Source organism: Blautia sp. aa_0143, from assembly GCF_004167315.1.
Taxonomy (GTDB): domain Bacteria; phylum Bacillota; class Clostridia; order Lachnospirales; family Lachnospiraceae; genus Blautia_A; species Blautia_A fusiformis.
Map to the genome: position 1 here is coordinate 66,621 of NZ_RCXU01000016.1, position 23,013 is coordinate 89,633.

Below are 23,013 nucleotides of genomic sequence, written 5' to 3' on the forward strand. Positions count from 1 at the left end.
TTTTAGGAGTATATTTTTTTAAACCAGTAGAAGGAAGAATATGATAGCCAGTGCTTCAGTGAATATAGTATAATTATGGCAGAAAAAACGAAAATGGGAGAATCATATGAAGAAAAAGAGGATTGCAATGCTTTTGGTCGCAACACTTACGTTTTCACAGAGTATGGGCGCGGTCATACCGGTAGCAGCTGAGGAACTGACAGCAGATACCGGACAGGAAACTGCAGAGACAGAAGAATCAGTTCAGGAGAACGATGACTCGGAAACAACAGGGGAAGCAGCTTCAGTGCCTGATCTGAAAGACGATGAGGAATTAAGTCTTCAGGATGATGCAGAGAATGCGGAAGAAGAAATTGCAGAAGAAGAAAACACATCAGAAATTACGGAGCTATTCGGGGATAACACCGAAAATCAGGAGGTTTTCAATGACGGTTCAGAAGGTGGAGAGTCTGCCGCAGCAAATGAACAATATCAGCTTAATCTGATATTTGAAGGTGCCAGTGGAGGCCAGGATTTACTGCCGAACAGCCGTGTCAGAATAAAATCCCGTCTGGTTGATACAATTGGCTATAGTGATGTTTCTGCATATGAATTGAAAGTTGCTCCGGTAACGGGTGGAAATGGTGCCAAAATGGCAGACGTATCATTAGATGGCCAGGATATTGTGCTGGATGTTTACAATAAAACCGGAGACGCCAGAATTTCCGCAACGGCATTCATAAATGGAACTGAAGTGGCAAAAAGGGAATTTTGGGTTAACATCAGTGAGTATGTGATCCTGCCGGAAAAAATCACAGATACAAGTGGTAATGAAATCAACCTTGAAGTAGGTCAGCAGCTGGATATAGCAAAAGACATGAAACCACAGCTTGTCCGTTACAAAGATGGAAAAGGAGACCCAATTCCGTTAACAGGGGACAATTACAAGATCGTCATGTCACAGACAGGTCCTGGAGGTGAAGAATTTCGTGATTATGATGCAGATGGCCTGAAATGGATAGAGGTTCCGGGACAGGATCTTCCAATCCTGGAGAGAACAACAGAGAATTCTACATGGTTTGCACTTTTGGCTATGGAGAGATCAGAAAATGGAGACTGGCATTATATTACCCGACATCATTATGAACTTACTTCTTTGATCAGCAACGATTATGACAATGGTCATAATGATGACAGCGAAGAGAAAAGCTCCTACAGACTGATATATGATTATCAGGATACAACAGGAAACGGAGCCATGCTGCCGAACAGTCAGATGACAGCTACCACTTATCTGGAGGACAAAACAAAGGATTATCAGAGAGTAGATGATTATAAACTGGAAATTCTGGAACAGTCAAAGCTGGCAGATATTTCAGTTTCTGCAGATGGAAAAAAACTTGTTATTAAATCTGGCAATAAAACCGGTCAGGGCTGCTGTTACATATCTGTACAGATACCGGATGGAAAAGGCGGATACAGAGAAGCCTTCAGAAAAGATATGTGGTTCAGCGTCAGTGAGTATGTGATCCTGCCGGAAAAAATCACAGATACAAGTGGTAATGAAATCAACCTTGAAGTAGGTCAGCAGTTGGATATAGCAAAGGACATGAAGCCGCAGCTTGTCCGTTACAAAGATGGAAAAGGAGATCCGATTCCGGTAACAGGAGATAATTATAAAATCGTAATATCTTCATGGACAGATGAAAGTACAGGCACAGTGTACCATGATTATGATACAGACGGCTGGAAATGGATCGATGTTCCAGGCCAGGAGCTCCCAATCCTTGAGAGAACATCAGGATATGGTACATATTTTGGGCTTACTGCAATGGAAAAAAGTGCAGATGGAAACTGGCACCAGATTGCAAGACGGATGTATGAGCTGGATACTTTGCCCGGTTATAATGGCGACGACAGTGGAAACTTCGGTGACAGTGGTCATGACAGTGATGATAGTGAGGAAAAAAGCTTTTATAATCTGACATATGATTTGGAAGGCACAGCAGGAAATGAAGCCATGCTGCCGAACAATGAAACGACCATTGTGACAGACATACTGGATAAAACCAGTGGCCAGCATCCGGTAAAAGATTATAAGCTGGAAATCATAGAACAATCAAAACTGGCAGAAGCTACAGTTTCTTCGGATGGAAAGAAGCTTATAATTAAATCCAACGATAAAACCGGTGTTGGCTGCTGTTATGTAGCAGTAAAACTTCTGGATAAAACCGGTGAATATAAAGAAGCCTTCAGAAAAGATATATGGTTTGAAGTCAGCGAATTTATGCTGTTACCGGAGAATCTGACAGATAAGAATGGAAAGCTGCTTAATCCGGCTGTTGGAGAATCCATTAATCTCGCCAATTTAAAAGTAAAACTGGTTCAGTATATAAACGGAAAAGGTGATCCCGTTGAGATTACAGGAAATGATATAAAAATCGTAGTGATGAGCTGGAAGGATACAGAATCCGGTAAACTGCAATATGATTACGATGATGAAGCATGGAACATGCAGAAAGTTTCCGGCCAGGAGCTTCCGATCATGACGAGAAAGTCCGATGATAATACAAGGCTTGCACTGTCTGCCATGCGAAAAAACAAAAACGGGGAGTGGGAGCGGCTTGTAAGAAAACATTTTGAGATTGGAGAAAACAGTTCAAAACACAGTCACAGCTGGAAAGCAGTAAAAACTGTTCAGGCAACCTGTACGTCAAAAGGAAGCAGAACCGATAAATGTACTTCCTGTGATGGTGTAAGAACCGTAACACTTCCGGCAAAACATACCGCTGTAAAAGATGCAGCAGTTGCAGCGACAGTATTTAAAGCAGGAAAGACGGAAGGAAGTCATTGTAAAGTGTGCGGCAAAGTGCTCAGAAAACAAGCTTCAGTTGCCAAACTGAAACCGACGATTTCCCTGACTGCATCTTCCCTAAAAATGAAAGCAGGTCAGTCTACCACTGTATTTAAAGCAGCCGGACTGGCGAAAGGCGATTATGTTACAAAAGTGACATCCGGAAATACAGGAATCGTAAAAGTATCTTCTGTGACAAAGAAGGGAACTTTCAGACTGACAGCAGGTAAAAAGGCAGGAAGTACTACAGTTAAGGTTATTCTTGCAAGCAAAAAGTCAGCATCTTTTAAAGTTACCGTACAGAGAGGGGTAGTAAAAACTTCGAAAATTACTGTAAGCACTAAATCTGTGACACTCAAAAAAGGAACTACTTACCGTAAACTGGCATCTTCAGTTAAAGTTACTCCTGTAACCAGCCAGGAAAAAGTTACATACACATCATCCAACAAAAAAATTGTGACAGTAACATCCGGTGGTGTGATCAAAGGTCTGAAAAAAGGAAACGCAACGATCACAATCCGAAGCGGCTCAAAGAGGACAACCTGTAAAGTTACAGTTAAATAAAAATTGTACGAAAAAAGGGGGAATCACTTCTGTGATTCCCCCTTAAAAAATCCTTATTTTATGCGGATTTCTTATTTGCCGAAGTATCTTTTAAGCAGACCAGCGAATGCTTTTCCGTGTCTTGCCTCGTCCTTAGCCATCTCATGTACTGTGTCATGGATTGCGTCAAGGTCAGCTGCTTTCGCACGTTTTGCAAGGTCGAATTTACCTGCTGTAGCGCCGTTTTCAGCCTCTACACGCATCTGAAGGTTCTTCTCTGTGCTGTCTGTTACAACCTCACCAAGGAGCTCTGCGAATTTAGCTGCATGCTCTGCTTCCTCGTAAGCTGCTTTCTCATAGTACATACCAACTTCCGGATATCCTTCTCTGTGAGCAACTCTAGCCATTGCAAGATACATACCAACCTCAGAGCACTCACCCTCGAAGTTCGCTCTCAGGTCTGCAAGGATGTCCTCGCTAACGCCTTTAGCTACACCTACAACATGCTCAGCTGCCCATGAGAGCTCGCCTTCCTGTTTCTGGAATTTAGAAGCTGGTGCTTTACATACTGGACAGGCTTCCGGTGCCTGCTCGCCTTCATAAACATATCCACATACTGTACATACCCATTTAGCCATAGTAATGATCTCCTTTTCTTTTTTGAAATATATTGTTTGTTTTTGTTTCTTCTAAATTAATAATAGTAATTATTACTATTTTATAATATCATGTGATCTTTGTTTTGTCAAGCTTGTTTTTCTTCTTTTTTCAGGCATTCCTTGCAGATCCCATAGAAGCTTGCATCTACGTCAAAGACTTTTCCGTGGATAAATTCTGCAGCTGCCTGTTCAAGAATTCCGTTAAGGCTGTCTGACTGCATATCGATCACCCGGTTGCATCTGGTACACATGAAATGTGAGTGTGGTGCGACCCTTCCATCGTAGCGATCTGCGCTTCCGAAATTGGTCAGCTTCCGGATCTCACCGATGTCACTGAGAAGAGAAAGATTACGGTAGACAGTTCCGAGACTGATGTTCGGGTAGATCTGTCGAAGATTCTCGTATACTGTATCTGCCGTTGGATGATCTGTTCTGGATCTCAGAAATTCCTTGATGGACTCTCGCTGACGGCTGTATTTAAGTGCTGCCATAATGTTTCCTCCTATCAGTAATAGTAATTATTACTGATATTATAATACATGACAGAGGGAGATTTGTCAAGAGGTTTGGATATGATTATCCTGAAATATTTTCATTTTATGAGTTGGATGTAAATGAGTATTTTTACGCTGCAGGTGTAGGGGATATTTGCAACCCTGCAGAGGACTTACTTGATTCGGTTAAATGGTGAGAACTGGCAGTCGGATGTCTGACAGAGTGTTTGTTATAAGGAATATTGTACCCTTAATGATAGGATTTTATCAGTAAAAATTCTCGGTGAAAATTTATAAAAATAAGTTGACAGAGACTAACTTTAGTAGTATATTTACAACAGTTAGAGAAATCTAACTAATATGTAAAGGAGAATGCAAATGACTTGTGAAAAATTTGAATCTGTCATGGGTTATCATTGTTCCCCTGTATTAATGGGAATGAAACCGGCGAATCTTGTTTCCTTTTCCAAGGAAAAAATGCCGGAGCTGCCGGAGATCATTTCGGATTATGAGGAGAGTCTTGAACGGGAAGGCATCCGTATGGAGATCATCTGTGGATGCAGGAAGCATTATCTTCTTCTGGTGTACCGGCCGGATATGCTGCAGGAATATCTTAAGCAGGATGAAGTCAGGAAACTTTTGCTTCAGGATGGGTATAATATAGATAGTTCTTTGGATGAGATGATCGCCCGTTTGAAGGAGAGATTTTTTCATAAGACGGAGTTTCCTCATGAGATCGGACTTTTCCTGGGTTATCCCATTGAAGACGTGAAGGGCTTCCGGAAGTTCGGAGGCAGTGGCTGCAAGATGTGTGGTTACTGGAAGGTTTATGATGATGTGGAGCAGGCTCGCAGGATTTTTGACAGCTATGATAAGTGCCGGGAGTTTACTGCGGCGCAGATCCGTGCGGGGTATTCGATTTTGCAGGTTGTTGGTATGAAGCATCTCTGTACATCTCAGATGTGCGTATAATATAAAGTTTAAAAACAGGAGGTTTTTAAGATGAGCAAGGTAGGAATTATTTACTGGTCTTCCACAGGCAACACAGAGGCAATGGCACAGGCTGTTGAGGAAGGTGCAAAAGCAGCTGGTGCGGATGTTGAGATCATGGAAGTTGCAGATGCAGATGTAGATAAAGCTCTCTCTTATGATGTTTTGGCACTTGGTTGTCCGGCAATGGGAGATGAGGAGCTTGAGGAGGGTGAGTTCGAGCCATTCTTCTCTGATCTGGAAGGCAAACTTTCCGGTAAGAAAGTTGCGCTTTTCGGTTCCTATGACTGGGGCGACGGAGAGTGGATGAGAACATGGTGCGGCAGAGCAAAAGACGCAGGCGCAGAGCTTGTTGATGATGAAGGACTCATTGTAAACAACACACCTGATGATGAAGGACTTGCAGCTTGCCGTGAACTTGGCGGAAAACTTGCATAAGATCTATTAGATTTCAAATAAATAAAAACTGAGCAGAGCATTGGATTTTCAAACACAAACACCATCCGGACAGAAGGGATAGATATCTTTTTTGTCCGGGTGGTGTTTTATTTTGAGTGAAAATATCTGCTTATTACTTTGAGGAAATATAGAAGAAATGAATATTAAGACAAAAAATCCTTGTTGATTTTAATATTTACGTGTCCTAAAATAGATAAAAATGAAATAAAGCAGGAAAGTGAGGGATGCCGGATGACGCGGGAGGAAGCGGAACAGTATTTATATTATGCGATGACAATTGGTGAACAGCTTCTTTGCTGCGGAGCAGAGGTTGGACGTGTGGAAGATACCATACGGCGGATCTGCCTGGCATATGGAGCCACCCGGGCAGATGTTTTTTCTATCACATCCAGTATTGTGACGACTATTTATGGAGAGGATTTCGGTATTTGCACCCAGACGCGGCGTGTGCCGGGAATGTCCAATGATCTGGGACGGCTGGATGACCTGAACCAGCTTTCCAGATACATCTGTGAGTATCGGCCGAAGCCGGAGGAGATCCAGAAGGGGCTGGAAAAGATCCGGGATAAACAAGGATATTCTTTTAAAACGCAGATTTTGATCTATGCTGTAATTTCAGGTTCTTTTTCCGTGTTTTTTGGAGGAGATGTCAACGATATGATTGCTTCTGCGCTGATTGGTATCGCCCTGAAGCTGTTTGAGGCTTTTGTAAAAAAAGGTGCATTAAACTCGCTACTGACAGTGCTTCTTTGCTGCGGAGCCGGCGGAGTACTTTCCAATCTTACAGTTCTAATCGGGCTTGGACATCATGCGGATCTGATCAGTATCGGAAATATCATGCTTCTGATACCGGGAATTGCATTTACCAATTCATTGCGTGATATGTTTTCAGGAGATACCATTACAGGTTTGATCCGATGTATGGAGGCACTTTTGCTGGCATTGGTCGTGGGCCTTGGTTTTACGGTGGCGAATCTGTTGTTTTAACCGAATCAGGGAAGTTCTCTTGAAGGTTACGAAAAGCAATAAGCAGTGAATGAGGAGTTTACATACTGTATCAATTGCGGAGTAGCGAAATGCAGCAGATAATGGGAGCATTTGATAGTAGTTATGATTTATTCAGGAGGAAAATATGCGGGAAATCATACAGCTGGTCGTATCCTTCACAGGATCCCTCGGCTTTGCGGCATTATTTAATATCCATGGAAAAAAACTCTGGTTTGCGGCATTGGGTGGATGTCTGTCCTGGGCTGTATATCTGGCAGTAGAGTTCATAACGCCAAGTCCGTATGTGTGCGGTTTCTGGTCAACAGTAGCTATTACTTTGTATGCAGAATGTATGGCAAGAATTCATAAAACGCCAGTAACTGTATTTCTGGTTTCCGCGACAATTCCGCTGATTCCGGGAGCAGCACTTTACCGGACAATGAACTGGATGTTGATGAAGGACTGGGCGAAATTCCAGAAAGACGGAATCTATACGATCCTTTTTGCGGTGAGCATGGCAGCAGGAATGACGCTGACAACCATTGCGTTCCGGATGGCGTGGCGGTGGATGTACAGGCAGAGGAGAATGTAATACAGTATCGAAATTCCCCGTTTACAAACCATCGGAAATGTGTTACGATTTTCCCATATGGAAAACTCATGGAAGAAGAGAGTACATGTGTACACCGTACTACAGGGAAATCCCCGGAGGACTTTTTAGATGCAGGCTGTGACGCAGTTGCGGTCATAGATCTGCGGCAGAGTGAATGGTAAAGGTTCACTTTATGCAGGAGTTCCGAGACTGAGAGGGATGTGCAGGCACAGATGGAAGATGGCTTCGGAGAGGCATTGCTGAACCGGTTTAAACGCGATAAGCGAAATGTGAATGTCCGATTTAACGGACACCGGCAGGCAGTGACAGGACCGCCTGTTATAGCGGAAGGGTATAGAGCTTGCTGTACCTGATGAGGTTTTTGCCGCGAGGCAGGAACGAAAAGAAGTGGTAACACGGGTAATAACTCGTCTTCTCATATCGTTATGGTATGAGAAGGCGTTTTTTTATGTCGCTGAGAATTACTTGGTAATCTTCCAATGTCCCCGGACAGGAAATTTCCTGTTTTGACGGAATATATTTTCAGTCCGTTATGAGTAAGTACACAATTTATTTTTATATTTATGGAGGAAAGAAAAGATGGAAAAGCAGAGATATTATATCAGCACTGCCATTGCGTACACATCCGGTAAACCGCATATCGGAAATACTTATGAGGTCGTTCTTGCGGATGCGATCGCACGTTTTAAAAGACAGCAGGGTTATGACGTATATTTTCAGACAGGTACTGATGAGCATGGCCAGAAGATCGAGCTGAAGGCTGAGGAAGCTGGTGTTACACCAAAGGAATTCGTAGATAACGTTTCCGGTGAGATCAAACGCATCTGGGATCTGATGAACACATCCTATGATAAATTCATCCGTACAACAGATAAAGACCATGAAGAGCAGGTCAAAAAAATCTTCAAAAAAATGTATGCAAAGGGAGATATCTACAAGGGTCATTATGAAGGAATGTACTGTACACCATGTGAGTCCTTTTTCACAGAGTCCCAGCTTGTAGACGGCAAATGTCCGGACTGCGGACGTCCATGCGTACCGGCTAAGGAAGAGGCATATTTCTTCAAAATGAGTAAATATGCAGACAAGCTTATTGACTACATCAACACACATCCGGATTTCATCCAGCCGGAGTCCCGTAAAAACGAGATGATGAACAACTTCCTTCTTCCGGGACTTCAGGATCTCTGTGTATCCAGAACATCCTTTAAATGGGGAATCCCGGTAGATTTCGATCCGAAGCACGTTGTATATGTATGGCTGGATGCCCTGACAAACTATATCACAGGTATCGGCTATGACTGCGACGGAAACAGCAGCGATAAATTCAACAAATACTGGCCGGCAGATCTTCACCTGATCGGAAAAGATATTATTCGTTTCCATACCATTTACTGGCCGATCTTCCTGATGTCTCTGGATCTTCCGCTTCCGAAACAGGTATTCGGACATCCATGGCTGCTTCAGGGCGATGGAAAAATGAGTAAATCCAAAGGAAATGTAATCTATGCAGATGAGCTGGTTGAGTTCTTCGGTGTAGATGCTGTCCGTTATTTCGTACTTCACGAGATGCCATTTGAGAATGACGGTGTGATCACATGGGAGCTGATGGTTGAGAGACTGAATTCCGACCTTGCAAACACACTTGGAAATCTTGTAAACCGTACAATTTCCATGTCCAACAAATATTTTAACGGAGTCGTTGAGAATAAGAATGTTACTGAGCCGGTTGATGAGGATCTTAAGAGCTTCATCCTTCAGGTTCCGAAGAACGTTTCCGCAAAAATGGACAAGCTTCGTGTGGCAGATGCTATCACAGAGGTATTCTCTCTGTTCAAACGCTGCAACAAATATATCGATGAGACAATGCCATGGGCACTTGCAAAGGATGAGACAAAGCAGGATCGTCTTGCAACAGTTCTCTACAACCTGGTTGAGGGAATCTGCATCGGTGCATCTCTTCTGAAATCCTTTATGCCGCGTACAACAGAGCGTATTCTTGTACAGCTCAACGCAAACGAGAGAACTCTTGAGGAGATGGAGCAGTTTGGTCTTTATCCTTCAGGAAACCGCGTAACCGACAAACCGGAGATCCTTTTTGCGAGACTTGACTTGAAAGAGGTTCTTGAGAAGATTGAGAAGCTTCATCCGAAGAAAGAAGAGCCGAAGGAAGAGGTAGAAGAGGAGAAAACAGAGAATGTGATCGATATCGAGGCAAAGCCGGAGATCACTTTCGATGATTTTGAGAAGCTGCAGTTCCAGGTTGGTGAGATCATCGCCTGTGAGGAGGTTAAGAAATCCAGAAAACTTCTTTGCTCTCAGGTTAAGATCGGAAGCCAGGTTCGTCAGATCGTATCCGGAATCAAGGCTCATTATTCCGCAGAGGAAATGGTGGGCAAAAAGGTTATGGTCGTTACAAACCTGAAGCCTGCCAAGCTTGCAGGAATCCTCAGCGAGGGTATGATCCTCTGTGCAGAGGATGCAGACGGAAATCTTTCCCTGATGGTACCGGAGAAAGAGATGCCTGCAGGCGCTGAGATCTGCTAAGTATAGACAGATATGGAATTGAATCATTTTGATAAAAACGGCAATGCTGTTATGGTGGATGTGTCCGACAAACCGGTCACTCACCGTACGGCAACAGCCACGGGTTCCATTCAGGTAAGCCCGGAGATCATGGCCGCGGTAAAAAGCGGAAATGTGAAAAAGGGTGATGTACTTGGTGTGGCCCGTGTGGCAGGTATCATGGGTGTGAAGCGTACTTCTGAGCTGATCCCCATGTGCCATCCACTTCCCATCCAGAAGTGTTCTGTGGATTTTGAGACCGATGAGGATGCGGGAGTGATCCGTGTATTCTGCACGGTAAAAACAGAGGGAAAAACAGGCGTGGAGATGGAGGCCCTGACAGGTGTTCAGGTGGCGCTTCTTACCATTTATGACATGTGCAAGGCAATTGACAAGCACATGGTCATGTCTGATATCCATCTGGAAGAAAAAACAGGAGGCAAAAGCGGAGATTTCCGTTTTGAGGAAAAATAATGATAGACAGGTGCGGAAGAAATATTGATTATCTCAGGATTTCCGTAACTGACAGATGTAATTTGCGGTGTATTTATTGTATGCCGGAGGAGGGAGTGCAGCATGTGGAGCGCTCCCTCATTTTGCAGGAAGAGGAAATTTTGAGGATCTGCCGGGTGATGGCAGAGCTGGGTATCCGGAAGATCAAGCTGACCGGCGGGGAACCGCTTGTACGGCCGCGGATGCCTCAGCTGGTGGAAAAACTGAAAAATATGCCGGGGATCGAGAAGGTGACTCTGACTACAAATGGTGTGCTTCTGAAAGATCAGATGAGTGATTTTGCCCGGGCGGGGCTGGACGGATTGAATATCAGCCTGGATACGCTGGATGAGGCCTGTAGCAGGCGGATCACGCGGCGGGATGAACTGGGGCGGACGCTGGAAGGGATTTCGGAGGCAATGAAGTATCCGGAGATTTCGCTGAAGATCAATTGTGTGCCTCTTGGGATCCCGGAGCAGGATCTTTGCCGGGTGGCGCTTTTGGCCAGGGATCACAGGGTGCATGTGCGGTTTATTGAGATGATGCCCATTGGGATGGGAAAAGAATTTCATGGGGTGTCGGAGGAGGAACTGCTTCGGATCCTTGGGGAAAAGCTTCCGCGGTTTTCGCCGTATGTTGGGGAGCCCCTTGGGAATGGACCGTGTCATTATTATGATGTGGATGGTTTTTCCGGAAAGATCGGGTTTATCAGCGCGGTGAGCCATAAGTTCTGTGGGGAGTGTAACCGGATCCGGCTGACTTCTCAGGGCTTTTTGAAGACCTGTCTGCAGTATGCGGCGGGAAGGGATCTTCGGGAGGTGATCCGCAGTGGTGGTTCGGATGAGGTGCTGAAGGCTGTGATCCTGGAGGCTTTGGCGGAGAAACCGGACGGGCATGTTTTTGGCGGAGGTCTGGAGAAACAGAAGGATGATAAGACGGAGAAGCTTTGTATGGCTCAGATCGGAGGTTGAGTGATGAAGAGAGTTGCTGTGATCACTTCTAGTGATAAGGGGTACAGAGGAGAGCGGGAGGATCTTAGTGGTCCTGCTGTGAAGGAGATTATGGAGGCGGCCGGGTATGAGGTTGTTTCTGTGGATGTTTTGCCGGATGACCGTGGGATGCTTGGAAGCCGGATGGCTGAGATCGCAGATCGGGGGCTTGCGGAGCTGATCCTGACTACGGGTGGTACCGGGTTTTCTCAGAGGGATGTGACACCGGAGGCTACGGAGGATGTGATCGAGCGGCGTGTGCCGGGGATTCCGGAGGCGATGCGGGCGTTTAGTATGACGATCACGAAGCGGGCGATGCTGAGCCGGGCTACGGCCGGGATCCGGAAGGGGACGTTGATTGTTAATCTGCCGGGGAGCCCTAAGGCTGTCAGGGAGTGCCTGGAGGTTATTATTGAGGCGTTGGGGCATGGGATTGAGATTTTGACCGGCGATGCTGGAGAATGCGGACGGTAGTGTGTGGGGTATACTTAGACTAACGAACGGACGCCCAACGGAGGCAGGGCCAGTACGGTGACACGCTGCGCGGCCTGTTCGGCTGCGTCGCTGGTTTGCTGCCATTCGCGCCAACTCGCCTGCGGCTCAAACAGGGCGCTCGGTGGCAGCAGCTATACTCGCCTCTCGACGGCCGCTCCGCTAACGTCACCGTACTGGCCCTGCCTCCGTTGGGCTGGTTGTTGGATGTGGTAGGTTTTATGATTAAAATTCATCTCCAGCGATTCATAATTCCTGAGGCTTGAGAGTTACATGTGGTAGGTTTTGGAAATCAATATTGCTGGTGTGATATAGGAATAAATTTGGTAATGATGTGTGATTAATAGGAGTTTGCTATGGGAAAAGTACTTGCGGTTTGTATCAGTGAGAAGAAAGGAACACAGAAGAAGAATGTCGGGTCTGCGGTTTTTGTGGAGGACTGGGGGCTTGAGGGGGATGCTCATGCTGGGAAGTGGCATCGGCAGGTGAGTCTTCTTTCCGGTGAAAAGATCGATGCATTTCGTGCAAAGGGCGCAGAGGTTGAGGATGGTGCTTTTGGTGAGAATCTGGTTGTGGAAGGGATTGAGTTTGCAAAGCTTCCGGTTGGCACCAGATTTCGTTGTGGTGAGGTTGTGCTGGAGCTGACTCAGATCGGAAAGGAGTGCCACAATGGCTGTGCTATTTTTCAGAAGATGGGTGAGTGCATCATGCCCCGGGAAGGTGTGTTTACAAGAGTGCTGAAAGGTGGAAAAGTTTCCGTCGGTGACGAGATGACTGTGGATAAAGCTATGATTTTTGATACTCATGCACATTACGATGATGAGGCTTTTGATGAGGATCGTTTTGCCATGCTGGATAGTATGCAGGAGAACGGGATCGGGCATATTGTGGATGTGTGTGCTTCTGTGGGACATTTTGACCGGGTTTATGATCTGGTTGAGAAGTATCCTTTTGTTTATGGCGCAGTGGGTGTTCATCCGGATGATGCGGATAAGGTGGATGCAGCTGTGCTGGATGAGATCCGCAGATATTGTGACATGGAAAAAACGGTAGCTGTAGGCGAGATCGGCCTGGATTATTACTGGCATAAGGAGAAGGAAGAGCATCTTCTCCAGCAGAAGGTATTCCGCCAGCAGATGGACATCGCCCGTGAGAAAAAGCTCCCGTTTATGATCCACAGCCGTGATGCAGCAGAGGATACGCTGAATATTGTGAAAGAATATATGCAGGATGGGATGTACGGCGGAGTTATCCATTGCTTTTCCTATAGTAAGGAAATTGCAAGAGAGTATCTGAATATGGGACTTTATCTTGGAATCGGCGGAGTGGTTACTTTTAAGAATTCCCGGAAGCTGAAAGAGGTGGCAGAGTATGCGCCGCTGAATCAGATCCTGCTTGAAACCGACTGCCCCTACATGGCACCTGTGCCGAACCGTGGAAAAAGAAACAGCTCCCTGTATCTGCCGGAGGTTGTGAAGACCATTGCGGAGATTAAGGGAATCAGTTGCGAGGAGGTTGTGGCTGTGACGGAGAGTAATGCGATGAAGGTGTTGAATTTAATTTGATAAACTCGGGAAAAAGCGCTTTGTTATGAGCAAATAGTTGAATGACGGATTGATTTTGAAGATATGAAATGAAAAAAGAGCTGTTGTATGGCAGGTGTGAGTGATCATCTGTTCGGAAACAACTCTTTTTTATATTTAGAAAAAATAAATTAATGACAAGTGCGCATATATGAGCGCACCATATTGGAGTGATCCTTACAGAAAAATATGCAGGTAAAAAATGCCTGACAGAAATGTCTGTCAGGCACCGGAGGCATAAAACAGGTGATCCAGAAATCCCGGATCGTATTGTACAGCTTTTACAGCGATTTCAGCACTTTAACAAGCCGTGAATTATCCTCCGGCATCATAATACAGAATCGTACAAATTCCCCGTCCAGGCACTGGAAGGAAGAACAGTCACGGATCATCATGCCTTGTCTGATGCAGGCTTCAAATACGTCATAGGAGGTCAGTCCGTTTTTCAGGATCCTGAGCAGGATAAAGTTTGCATAGGCGGGATAGATTTTGTAGGTGTCTGTATCCCTCAGTTCTCGGATCATCCGGTCGCGTTCGGAAAGGATCAGATTTCTGGTTTCTTTAATATAATCTTCATCCTGCAGCATGATCTCTCCTGCAAAGGCACCAAGGCTGTTAAGTGACCATGGTGTCTGTTTTTCGCGCATTTTTGCAAGAAAGTCCATATTTCCGGTGATGCCGTAGCCCAGGCGCATTCCGGGAGCAGCAAAGAATTTGGATACGCCGCGGAGTACCATGAGATTGGTGAATTCCCGTGTCAGCGGAACTGCGGTGATGGCGTTGATATCCGGGGCAAATTCCACATAGGTTTCGTCGATCATCACGAAGATATTTTTTTCTGCACAGAAACCGATAAGTCTGCGAAGCTCTTCCTGGGTGATGGCAGAGGAGGTCGGATTGTTGGGATTGCAGAGGATGAGAAAATCATAGCCCTGCTCCAGCTTTCGGCAGAGATCCGGAATGTCCGGCTCGAAATCATTGCTTTCCTGAAGGTGGTAGTATTCCTGGGTACTTCCGGAGAAGGAGAGCTCTCTGGAGTATTCAGAATAGGTAGGCCCAAGGATCAGAGTGTGCTTCGGGGCACGCTCCTGGATCAGAAGGGAGATCAGCTCACTGGAGCCGTTTCCCGGAAGGATGAAATCAGCGGGAATATTGCAGTAGCTGGAAATCGTATTCCGAAGGGATGTGTATTCTCTGTCCGGGTAGGAGGAAAGGATATCCACGTGTTCTGCAATGGCTCTGCCGGCTTTTGGGGAAAGTCCCAGTGGATTGACATTTGCACCGAATTTGACGATGTTTTCTTTTTTCAGACTGTAGTAGCTGCAGATCTTTTCTATATCACTTCCGTGAAAAACGGGTTTGGTATCCATTTTTGTCACCTCACATTTTTGTTTTTTTCGAAAAAAATTTATATCCAGTATACACCAGAATCCGGGACAAAAAAAGACGAGATAAAAAGTTTCTGTATTTTTTTCGAATAGGATATTACTGAAAATTGCTTTCTGGAAATGTATGGGAATATTTGATACAATGAGCAGGTAGCGAATGCGGATTGTGAATATCCATGCTGTTTGTCAATGTGGACCGTGAATATCCACATTTTTCCCGGGGCGGGTAAGTTTTCAGGGAGAAACAGCAGGAAAGGAAACAGAAAATATGAATACAGAAGAGAAAAAGATCGCAGTGATCGGAATTGGTGGTGTTGGCGGCTACATAGCCGGGCTGCTGGCGAAGGCGTATCCGCATGTGACGATGGTTGCACGTGGCGCCAGGGCAGAGAGCATCCGGAAAAAAGGCCTGGTGCTTCACAGTGATTATAAGGGTGAGATCGTGGCAAAGCCAGAGCGGGTAGTTCCAATTCAGGATATGGGACAGCAGGATTATATTTTTATCTGTGTAAAAAATTATTCTCTGGCTGAGGTGTGCGAAAGTATCCGGGACATGGTCACGGATGACACCGTGATCATTCCTGTGATGAATGGTGTGGACCCGGGAGAAAACATCCGCCGTCTGGTTGGTAAGGGAACGGTTGTGGATTCGCTGATCTATACGGTGGCTTTTGCCAATGAGGATTTTTCCATTTCCCAGCAGGATACGTTTACGTGGCTTTGTATTGGAATCAAAGATGCGGATGAACGGCAGCAGAAGAAAGTTGCAGAAGTGGCAGGGATCCTGAAAGGTGCGGATATTGACTATAAGGATCAGGGGGATATTGAGGTGGAGATCTGGAGAAAGTATATCCTCAACTGTGCCTTTAATGTGATGACTGCTTTTTATGATAATACCATCGGGGAGCTCCGCAGAGATCCGGTGAAAGCGCAGCAGTATGAGAAGCTTGTATGGGAAGCTGCCAGTGTAGGTCAGGCCAAGGGGGTTGCGCTGACGGATGAGCACATCAATGAGGTGATTCATAAATTCCGCCATGTACATGCAGATAATGCAACCAGCTCCCTGCAGAGAGATTTTCGCATCCGGAGAAAACAGACGGAGCTGGAAACCTTCAGCGGCTATATTGTGAAAGAAGCGAAGAGACTTGGTGTTTCCATTCCGCTTTCCGAAAAAATATATCAGGGACTTATGGAAATGGCAGAAAAATTCTGACCGAAAAGGTGAGTTTTCCTGGTGGAATCCTGTATGCTCTGGTACAATGGGGATATAAAAAATCCTGTATCGCAGGCTGAAAGGTTATCTGTGATATCGGAAGGGAGGAAAAGAGATGAAGAAAATATTTTTGGCTGTTATTGCAGTGATCGTGGTCCTTGCCGGAGGACTTATGCTCAGTTACAACGGGCTTGCCGGAAGTAAAGAAGCTGTGGAAACTGCAGAGGCTGATGTGGATACCATGCTGCAGAGACGTGCAGATCTGATCCCGAATCTCGTCAGCACGGTAAAAAGTTACACGAAGCATGAGACGGGGGTTGTTGACAGGGTTCTGGAGGCGCGGGACCAGCTGATGAATGCAGATACCGTGGAAGAGAAATCTGAGGCAGATCAGCAGATGGACAGTGCACTTTCCGGTCTGAAGGTTGTGGTGGAAAATTATCCGGAACTGAAAAGCAATACTACTTATGTGGGCCTGATGGATGAACTGTCCGGAAGCGAAAACCGGATCTCTGTGGCGAGAAAAGATTATAATGAGGCTGTGAAAGCTTATAACACAAGGCTTGTGAAATTCCCCGGGAATGTATTTGGTTCCATGCTTGGCTTTGAGAAGGCGTTATATTTTGAGGCCGATGATTCAGCAGCAGATACGCCGGATGTAGGGGATATGCTGGCAGAGTGATAAGATCAGACCATTGTTCTGATGAAATGAAAGAACGGATAGAGGGAGAATATCCTATGAAAAAATGGATCGGACGGATGGCTGTGCTGCTGGCTTTTGTATTGACGCTGTCCGGAAGTACGCTGGCAGCTTTCGGGAAGATCCCGTCTGCCACAAAAGAATTCTATGTTAATGATTATGCAGGGGTTTTCAGCGATACCTGGAAGGAAGAGCTTTGCAACGCTGGTGAGCAGCTGTATGAGGATACCACAGCGCAGCTGGTTGTCCTTACCGTGGATACCACCGATGGGGAAGACATCAGTGATTATGCAGTGGAAACCGGCCGCAAATGGGGAATTGGTTCAAAGAAGAAAAATAATGGTGTCCTGATCGTCCTTTCGGTTTCGGACCGTAAAGTCTGGGTATCTGTCGGCTACGGTCTTGAGGGAAAGCTGCCTGATTCAAAGACCGGACGACTTCTGGATGAATATGCAGTTCCTTCCTATAAAGACAATCAGTTTGAAAAAGGTACCGTGGAGCTTTATTATGCACTGCTAAATGAGATCCGTGAGGAATACGGTCTGGAGAAAATAACAGCTCCCAGGTATGAGAAGGTGCAGCAGGATGTGGACGACGATGAGGGAACTGTCTAGGAGATCGCGCTGGGGCTTGTGATGATCGTTTTGCTCATGGTGGGTGCATATCTGCTGTGCGTGATGCTGCCTGTATTTCTTATCGTAACTATGGTTCTGGTTCTGAAGGGCCTGATAATGAAATTGTCGGGAAAGGATACCGCAGACTACTGGAAAAAGAATTTCAGCCGTATGAGTGTACTGCACCGGCTCTTTAATTCCCTGTTTCCGCTGAGCTGGCTCCTGGGAAGAGGGGGAAAAAGCAGCGGCGGAAGTTCCGGTAATGACGATGACAGAGATGATGATTATGACAGCTACGACAGCGGAAGCTCCGGAGACGGAGGAAGCTTCGGCGGTGGCGGTGCAGGCAGGGATTTCTAGTGGTGTCGGCATGAATCGCCGGTTCTCTTGTACAGCACAGGCGGAGCTTTCTAATGCTCTTGACAAAATTTCTCAACTTTGCTACAATGACGAAAATCAATTCCGTGAGGGAGTAATTCGCGTGTAGACGTGGTTTGTCAACATACTGGTGCATGCACCTGGCAAATCTTAAAGAATGAGACTCATGTATATTTTATTTCTGTTACAGAGATAGAGTATACGTGGGTCTTTTTTTATGGCTCCGGAGCGGATGAATATGCAAAGGAGAAGAAAAATGCTGTTATTTATGAAAGTGCTTTTTACCCAGTTTATTGCGGAAATGGGTGACAAAACACAGCTGATGCTGGTGGCAATGACTTCCAGGTTCAAGCTGAAGGATATTTTGCTTGGAACCGGTGTTGCTGTCCTGGTGCTCAACGGACTGGCAGTGCTTGCAGGAGGTATTATCAGTACCGTGGTCCCTACCTGGCTGATCCGTCTGATCGCAGGTGCAGCGTTCCTGTTTTTTGCGGTGACAACGCTGAAGGGTGACGATGATGAGGAAGAGAATGTTAAGGATCGTAAGATCAGATTTGCACCGCTGTCTGTATTCTGCACATTTTTTGTTGCGGAGCTGGGGGATAAGACACAGCTTACCGCAATTACATTTGGTGCCAATGAGGGACTGAGTTCAGCGGTTTTGGTATGGCTTGCCTGTTCACTGGGACTTTTTGCAGCGGATGTGATCGGACTTCTGATCGGATATCTTCTGAAAAGCAAGGCACCGGAGGGAATCCTCAATATAGTTGCATTTGTTATTTTTTCCATCTTTGGAATCCTGACGCTGAGACAGGGATTTGGCCTTCTGCTTGGGGCGGGCTCTTCTATGATCCTTCCGCTTACCGTAGCGGTTACGGTTGTGTTTGTGATCGTCTGTCTTGTGCTTTATAAGCAGGCGAAAAAGAATTAAATTATTATAAGGAGCTTTGCGCAGAATAGGGCTCATACCTGAAAAAGCCTCCGCATACACTGTAAAAAAGCGTCTTCGGGGGCTTGGCAGTGAAGGATTATATTGAAGAACGTGCAGTTGAGATCGCAGGATATATTGTTGAAACAAAGGCTACGGTGCGGCAGGCAGCTAAGAAATTCGGAATCAGTAAGAGTACGGTACATAAGGATTGCGTAGAACGCCTGAAAGTGATCAATCCGGCTCTGGCCATAGAAGTTCGCAAGGTACTGGATGTAAACAAGCAGGAGCGACATATCCGGGGAGGTATCGCTACTAGGGAAAAATATCTCCATGCTCACATGCGGTGAACAGGCGGGCCGGGTTAAATGTTGATCATAAAATATCAGTGTTTATGGAGCCGGGTAAACTAAAATATGAATGTCTGTGTTATTATCCGGCTTGCTCTGGTTGACATACCTGATAAGATGTGCGAAGATTTATCATACGATAGAACAGCAAAATAAAGCACATAGGAAAGAGAGGATTTTATCATGCTGAAACAGTTATCCATCTATGCAGAAAATAAAAAGGGTGTTATGCAGAACATTACCGGTATCCTGAAGGACGAGGATATCAACATTCTGGGCTCTGTGACCAATGACAGCGCAGAGTACGGAATCGTACGAATGGTAGTTTCGGAGCCGGATAAGGCAATGGAGGCTCTGATCGCTGCAGGATATCTCTGCCACGTGATCGAGGTGATCGGAGTGGAGGTTGAGGATAAGACTGGAAATCTGAATGATCTGCTTCTTACACTGAAGGACAGTAATGTGAGCGTGGATTATCTGTACCTCTCCTTTAACCGTGATTCCGGCAAGCCGATCATGGTATTCCATACCGAGGATATCATGGAAGTGAGATCCTGCCTGAAATCCAGAGGCTATACCGTTTTATAAAAACAGGATTTTACCGTGTGGTAGAGGCTTTTATCCGTTTGATAAATATTAAAATATTCTATATTATAAACACGAAATATCAATTTTACAAATGTATATGGCCATGCTATCATATATCCATAATAGTTCTTAACCTGTAAACAGCCACCTCAGGATATGTGAATATCCGTATCATACAGGCCGGGAACTAAAAAACTCATCACATAAAGTTAATAATTACACCCATGAAGAGATCTGTGGATCAGCGTACACAGATTCCTTCAGAAAGAAGCTGTTACGTCGGCGGAGTTTTCTGTGTCTCCAATGATGTGACAGCTTTTTTCTTTTGCTCTGAAAAATTCGCAGTAATTTCACAAAAACATGATACAGTAGGAAAAAACGACGGAAAAGAAATAACAGTATTTCAGAAAATAACAGCCGATAGATAATTCAGCTGTCCAGAACAGAACGGCCTAGAATTACTGCAGACAGACGAGGAAATGAAATGAGACCAATAAGAATACAGAAAGCGGAAAAAAACAAAAAACAGGGAAACAGAGGGTGGATCTATCTCCTGGCGTTTCTGTTTCCGGTGCTGATCTTTACGCTGGGCTTTGCATTGAAGGGTGTTTATCCTTTTGGAGAGAATTCGGCGCTGGTGGTAGATGGAGTCCATCAGTATACAGCCTTTTACAGGGAACTTTCAGAGCAGCTTGGAAAGGGAACGGGCTGGACCTGGTCCGCACATGCCATGGGATATAATTTTTACGGATTGTTTTGCTATTATCTCTGCAGTCCGTTCAGCTTCCTAATACTGCTGTTTATGAAATTCATGTATGTAAACGAGGCTGTCACTGCGGTGATCCTGATCAAGGCAGGGCTTTGCAGCGTATCCATGGCATGGTATTCCGGAAAAAAATATCCGGGCAGAGGAAGTATGGCAGTTTCTCTTGGCTGTATGTACGCACTGTCTGATTTTCTTATAGGCTATTACAACAATGTGATGTGGTTGGACTGTATCATGCTTCTTCCGGTGCTTGCATATCTTATTGAACAGCTGGTGCATACCGGAAAATGGCGAGGGTATTGTCTGGTGCTGGGGTACTGTATTTTAACCAGCTATTATATGGGATTTATGTTATGCACATTTGCTGCTTTTTATTATCTGGCAGAGCTGGCTGCGGCAGAATCCGGTCGGCGGCCGGAGAAAATCCGTTTTTCATTATTGAAATTTGCCGGGGCGTCTGTTGCCGGAGCCGGACTTGCAGGAATCACACTGATCCCCGGAATTGCTGCGGTATCCAGAACTGCAGCGGCGGAAAAGGCAGGCACCGGACTTTCGGGAGTGTACGGAGATATCTGGAAACAGCTGGGCGCACTATTCGAGGATTCCCTGTCCTTTGTAAAATCCGGCGACCAGGGAGATGTGAACCTTTACTGTGGCTGTGCAGTGCTGCTTTTTGCCGGAATTTATTTTCTGAATAAAGAAATCCGCACAGCAGAAAAAATCGTAACAGGTATATTGATCGTTTTGTATTTTGCGGGGATCCATATCACAGCGCTGAATTTGCTTTTTCACGGATTGCATAAACCTGTGGGAATCCCCAATCGTTTTGTGTTCATCCTGATATTTCTGCTGTTGAAAATGTCCTGTGATGCATGGGGAAATGTGGAAAATGAAAGCACAGGAAGAATTTTTGCCGGACTGATCGCTGCAGAGGGCTTCTGTATCGTTGTGGGGATCAAAAGTGGAAATATCTGGGGACTTCTGCTTACAGCAGGGGTTCTTGCAGTATTCTTTCTGGTTATGTGGACGGAACGGTGTATCTGTGGAAAACTGTCCGGTCATGCCTTCTGCTGTGTGGAGATCCGAAAGCTGGGATGTCTGGTGCTGGCAGTGCTGATCCTTGCAGAGACAGGAATTCACGGAATCGTCAGTATTACAGATAATGGAACCGCAAACCGTGATATTTATGTGGAAAGTGAGCAGGAGGTTTGTGGATTACTGGAATCTGCCGGTGTGGATCAGGTGGATTACCGTGCCGCCATCGTAAATCCTCTTGTGAGGAATGAAGAGATGCTGTATCAGCTGAACGGGATATCTATGTATTCCTCTACTAATACAGAGGAAATGTGGGATTTTGTAAAAAACATGGGCTTTGAAAATCTGGAAAATCGTTTTCAGTATGCAGGATCCACGGAAGTGACGGATATGCTTCTGGGAATACGATATCTGTTTTGCAGGAATACAAGAAAGCTTCATACTGTTTATAAAAAAATCGGAGAAAGCCAGTCCTTTGATCTCTATGAGAATTCGAGAGCACTGAAAGCAGGATATATGGTCAGTGATTCCGTACTGGACTATGCAATGGAAGGAACAGATCCACTTGAGGTTCAGAACCGGCTACTTAGCGGTATTGCGGGAAAAAGACTGTACAAAATGCAGACGGTGTCTTCAGAAGCAGTATGGGCCGGGACTGTGGATTTTGATATTTCGCTGAAAGAAGGAGAGCATGGGTATCTTTATATCCCGGGAACAGAGCCGGAAACTGTAACGATCAACGGCCAGGAGCAGAAATCCGATTACTGGAATAATAATTTCCTGGATCTTGGCACTTATAATACGGATACGGTTGTGCATGTAACTGCGGAAACCGGAATGCAGGAAGCGGTTCTGGGAACTTACCGGGAATCGGACCTGGATGAGATCTATGAAATGCTTTCTTCCCGGCAGATGGATCTGAAGAATGGAAAGGGTACCATAGCTGCAGCAAAGGATGGAATGCTCCTTCTCAGCATATTTTATGATCCTGATATGCAGATTTATGTAGATGGGAAAAAGGTCAATGGGAAAAGCATCCAGGGGCTTACCGGTGTAAAGCTTTCGGCCGGGACACATACGGTTACTATGAAATATCGGACTCCGGGGCTGCAGGCGGGAGCAGTTCTTTCTATATTAATAGCAGGAATACTGGGAATACTCTGGTATATCAGCAGAAGAAAAATGGGTATTTCCGGCAGGTTGTGACATCTATGTAGAAAACCGTGTAAAACCCCTGTAAAATCAGCAAAAATTCTTTATAAAACACCTTGACAAGCCCTGTATTTACGGTCTATAATGAGCAAGCGTGCGAATGAAACGTTATATTTTCGCATGCCGTAATTTGTAAATAGCA

The 23,013-nt window shown here is 45.4% G+C and carries 22 protein-coding genes and 1 pseudogene; 20 read left to right on the plus strand and 3 right to left on the minus strand.

The window, feature by feature from the left end; translation table 11 throughout:
• Window positions 1–106 precede the first annotated feature (106 nt).
• Window positions 107–3,397, plus strand: coding sequence for an Ig-like domain-containing protein (locus tag EAI83_RS09755; protein ID WP_129975233.1), 3,291 nt, complete (start codon window positions 107–109; stop codon window positions 3,395–3,397).
• A gap of 71 nt (window positions 3,398–3,468) precedes the next feature.
• On the opposite strand, the gene EAI83_RS09760 is transcribed toward EAI83_RS09755, so the two are convergent.
• Both EAI83_RS09760 and EAI83_RS09765 read right to left on the minus strand, forming a co-directional pair.
• Entirely contained in the window at window positions 3,469–4,014 is a 546-nt protein-coding gene (locus EAI83_RS09760; protein WP_015526390.1) for an NADH peroxidase, read from the minus strand.
• Between the two features lie 107 nt (window positions 4,015–4,121).
• A complete protein-coding gene (locus EAI83_RS09765; protein ID WP_015526389.1) occupies window positions 4,122–4,526 on the minus strand; it encodes a Fur family transcriptional regulator in 405 nt (134 codons plus the stop codon).
• Between the two features lie 381 nt (window positions 4,527–4,907).
• On the opposite strand from EAI83_RS09765, the gene EAI83_RS09770 reads away from it, so the two are divergent.
• The 11 genes and pseudogenes from EAI83_RS09770 (at window position 4,908) to EAI83_RS17880 (ending at window position 13,681) form a co-directional block, all read left to right on the plus strand.
• Window positions 4,908–5,501 carry a DUF3793 family protein gene (locus tag EAI83_RS09770; RefSeq protein WP_161206358.1) on the plus strand — a complete coding sequence of 198 codons (594 nt, stop codon included), beginning with the start codon at window positions 4,908–4,910 and terminating at the stop codon, window positions 5,499–5,501.
• Between the two features lie 30 nt (window positions 5,502–5,531).
• On the plus strand, window positions 5,532–5,957 hold the full coding sequence (locus tag EAI83_RS09775) for a flavodoxin (protein ID WP_015526387.1): 426 nt from the start codon (window positions 5,532–5,534) through the stop codon (window positions 5,955–5,957).
• Between the two features lie 252 nt (window positions 5,958–6,209).
• A complete protein-coding gene (locus EAI83_RS09780) occupies window positions 6,210–6,965 on the plus strand; it encodes a threonine/serine exporter family protein (RefSeq protein WP_021653091.1) in 756 nt (251 codons plus the stop codon).
• Between the two features lie 145 nt (window positions 6,966–7,110).
• On the plus strand, window positions 7,111–7,557 hold the full coding sequence (locus EAI83_RS09785) for a threonine/serine exporter family protein (protein ID WP_021653090.1): 447 nt from the start codon (window positions 7,111–7,113) through the stop codon (window positions 7,555–7,557).
• Window positions 7,530–7,739, plus strand: coding sequence for a hypothetical protein (locus EAI83_RS09790; RefSeq protein ID WP_059086609.1), 210 nt, complete (start codon window positions 7,530–7,532; stop codon window positions 7,737–7,739). Before EAI83_RS09785 ends, EAI83_RS09790 begins: the two co-directional genes overlap by 28 nt.
• A 418-nt stretch (window positions 7,740–8,157) precedes the next feature.
• Window positions 8,158–10,125: a methionine--tRNA ligase gene (metG, locus tag EAI83_RS09795; protein WP_129975237.1), complete on the plus strand. Its 1,968-nt coding sequence runs from the start codon at window positions 8,158–8,160 to the stop codon at window positions 10,123–10,125.
• Window positions 10,126–10,137: 12 nt separating this feature from the next.
• On the plus strand, window positions 10,138–10,617 hold the full coding sequence (gene moaC, locus EAI83_RS09800; protein ID WP_021653088.1) for a cyclic pyranopterin monophosphate synthase MoaC: 480 nt from the start codon (window positions 10,138–10,140) through the stop codon (window positions 10,615–10,617).
• Window positions 10,617–11,606: a GTP 3',8-cyclase MoaA gene (gene moaA / locus EAI83_RS09805; protein ID WP_114002703.1), complete on the plus strand. Its 990-nt coding sequence runs from the start codon at window positions 10,617–10,619 to the stop codon at window positions 11,604–11,606. The genes moaC and moaA overlap by 1 nt, the downstream gene beginning before the upstream one ends.
• A gap of 3 nt (window positions 11,607–11,609) precedes the next feature.
• On the plus strand, window positions 11,610–12,098 hold the full coding sequence (locus tag EAI83_RS09810; RefSeq protein WP_129975239.1) for a MogA/MoaB family molybdenum cofactor biosynthesis protein: 489 nt from the start codon (window positions 11,610–11,612) through the stop codon (window positions 12,096–12,098).
• Between the two features lie 374 nt (window positions 12,099–12,472).
• Window positions 12,473–12,880 (plus strand): annotated as a pseudogene (locus EAI83_RS17875) (MOSC domain-containing protein); the annotation flags it as partial.
• A 24-nt stretch (window positions 12,881–12,904) separates the two neighbouring features.
• Complete coding sequence (locus EAI83_RS17880; protein WP_243113471.1) at window positions 12,905–13,681, plus strand: TatD family hydrolase; 777 nt, start codon at window positions 12,905–12,907, stop codon at window positions 13,679–13,681.
• A gap of 299 nt (window positions 13,682–13,980) precedes the next feature.
• Here the strand turns inward: EAI83_RS17880 and EAI83_RS09820 are convergent, their stop codons facing one another.
• A complete protein-coding gene (locus tag EAI83_RS09820; RefSeq protein WP_129975243.1) occupies window positions 13,981–15,069 on the minus strand; it encodes a pyridoxal phosphate-dependent aminotransferase in 1,089 nt (362 codons plus the stop codon).
• A gap of 286 nt (window positions 15,070–15,355) precedes the next feature.
• Here EAI83_RS09820 and EAI83_RS09825 point away from each other — a divergent pair, with 286 nt between their 5' ends.
• The 8 genes from EAI83_RS09825 (at window position 15,356) to EAI83_RS09860 (ending at window position 22,865) form a co-directional block, all read left to right on the plus strand.
• Window positions 15,356–16,300 (plus strand): ketopantoate reductase family protein, encoded by a 945-nt coding sequence (locus tag EAI83_RS09825; RefSeq protein ID WP_129975245.1) that lies wholly within the window; start codon window positions 15,356–15,358, stop codon window positions 16,298–16,300.
• 115 nt (window positions 16,301–16,415) lie between these two features.
• The gene (locus EAI83_RS09830; protein ID WP_129975247.1) at window positions 16,416–16,982 is read left to right on the plus strand and encodes a LemA family protein; all 567 of its coding nucleotides are present in this window, start codon (window positions 16,416–16,418) and stop codon (window positions 16,980–16,982) included.
• A gap of 56 nt (window positions 16,983–17,038) precedes the next feature.
• Entirely contained in the window at window positions 17,039–17,614 is a 576-nt protein-coding gene (locus tag EAI83_RS09835) for a TPM domain-containing protein (protein WP_161206359.1), read from the plus strand.
• A gap of 18 nt (window positions 17,615–17,632) precedes the next feature.
• Complete coding sequence (locus EAI83_RS09840; RefSeq protein ID WP_129975251.1) at window positions 17,633–17,974, plus strand: hypothetical protein; 342 nt, start codon at window positions 17,633–17,635, stop codon at window positions 17,972–17,974.
• Between the two features lie 274 nt (window positions 17,975–18,248).
• A complete protein-coding gene (locus EAI83_RS09845; protein ID WP_129975253.1) occupies window positions 18,249–18,923 on the plus strand; it encodes a TMEM165/GDT1 family protein in 675 nt (224 codons plus the stop codon).
• 89 nt (window positions 18,924–19,012) lie between these two features.
• Complete coding sequence (spoIIID, locus tag EAI83_RS09850; RefSeq protein ID WP_021653046.1) at window positions 19,013–19,270, plus strand: sporulation transcriptional regulator SpoIIID; 258 nt, start codon at window positions 19,013–19,015, stop codon at window positions 19,268–19,270.
• Between the two features lie 183 nt (window positions 19,271–19,453).
• Window positions 19,454–19,858: an ACT domain-containing protein gene (locus EAI83_RS09855; protein ID WP_022426578.1), complete on the plus strand. Its 405-nt coding sequence runs from the start codon at window positions 19,454–19,456 to the stop codon at window positions 19,856–19,858.
• A 484-nt stretch (window positions 19,859–20,342) separates the two neighbouring features.
• Complete coding sequence (locus EAI83_RS09860) at window positions 20,343–22,865, plus strand: YfhO family protein (protein ID WP_129975255.1); 2,523 nt, start codon at window positions 20,343–20,345, stop codon at window positions 22,863–22,865.
• Window positions 22,866–23,013: the final 148 nt, after the last annotated feature.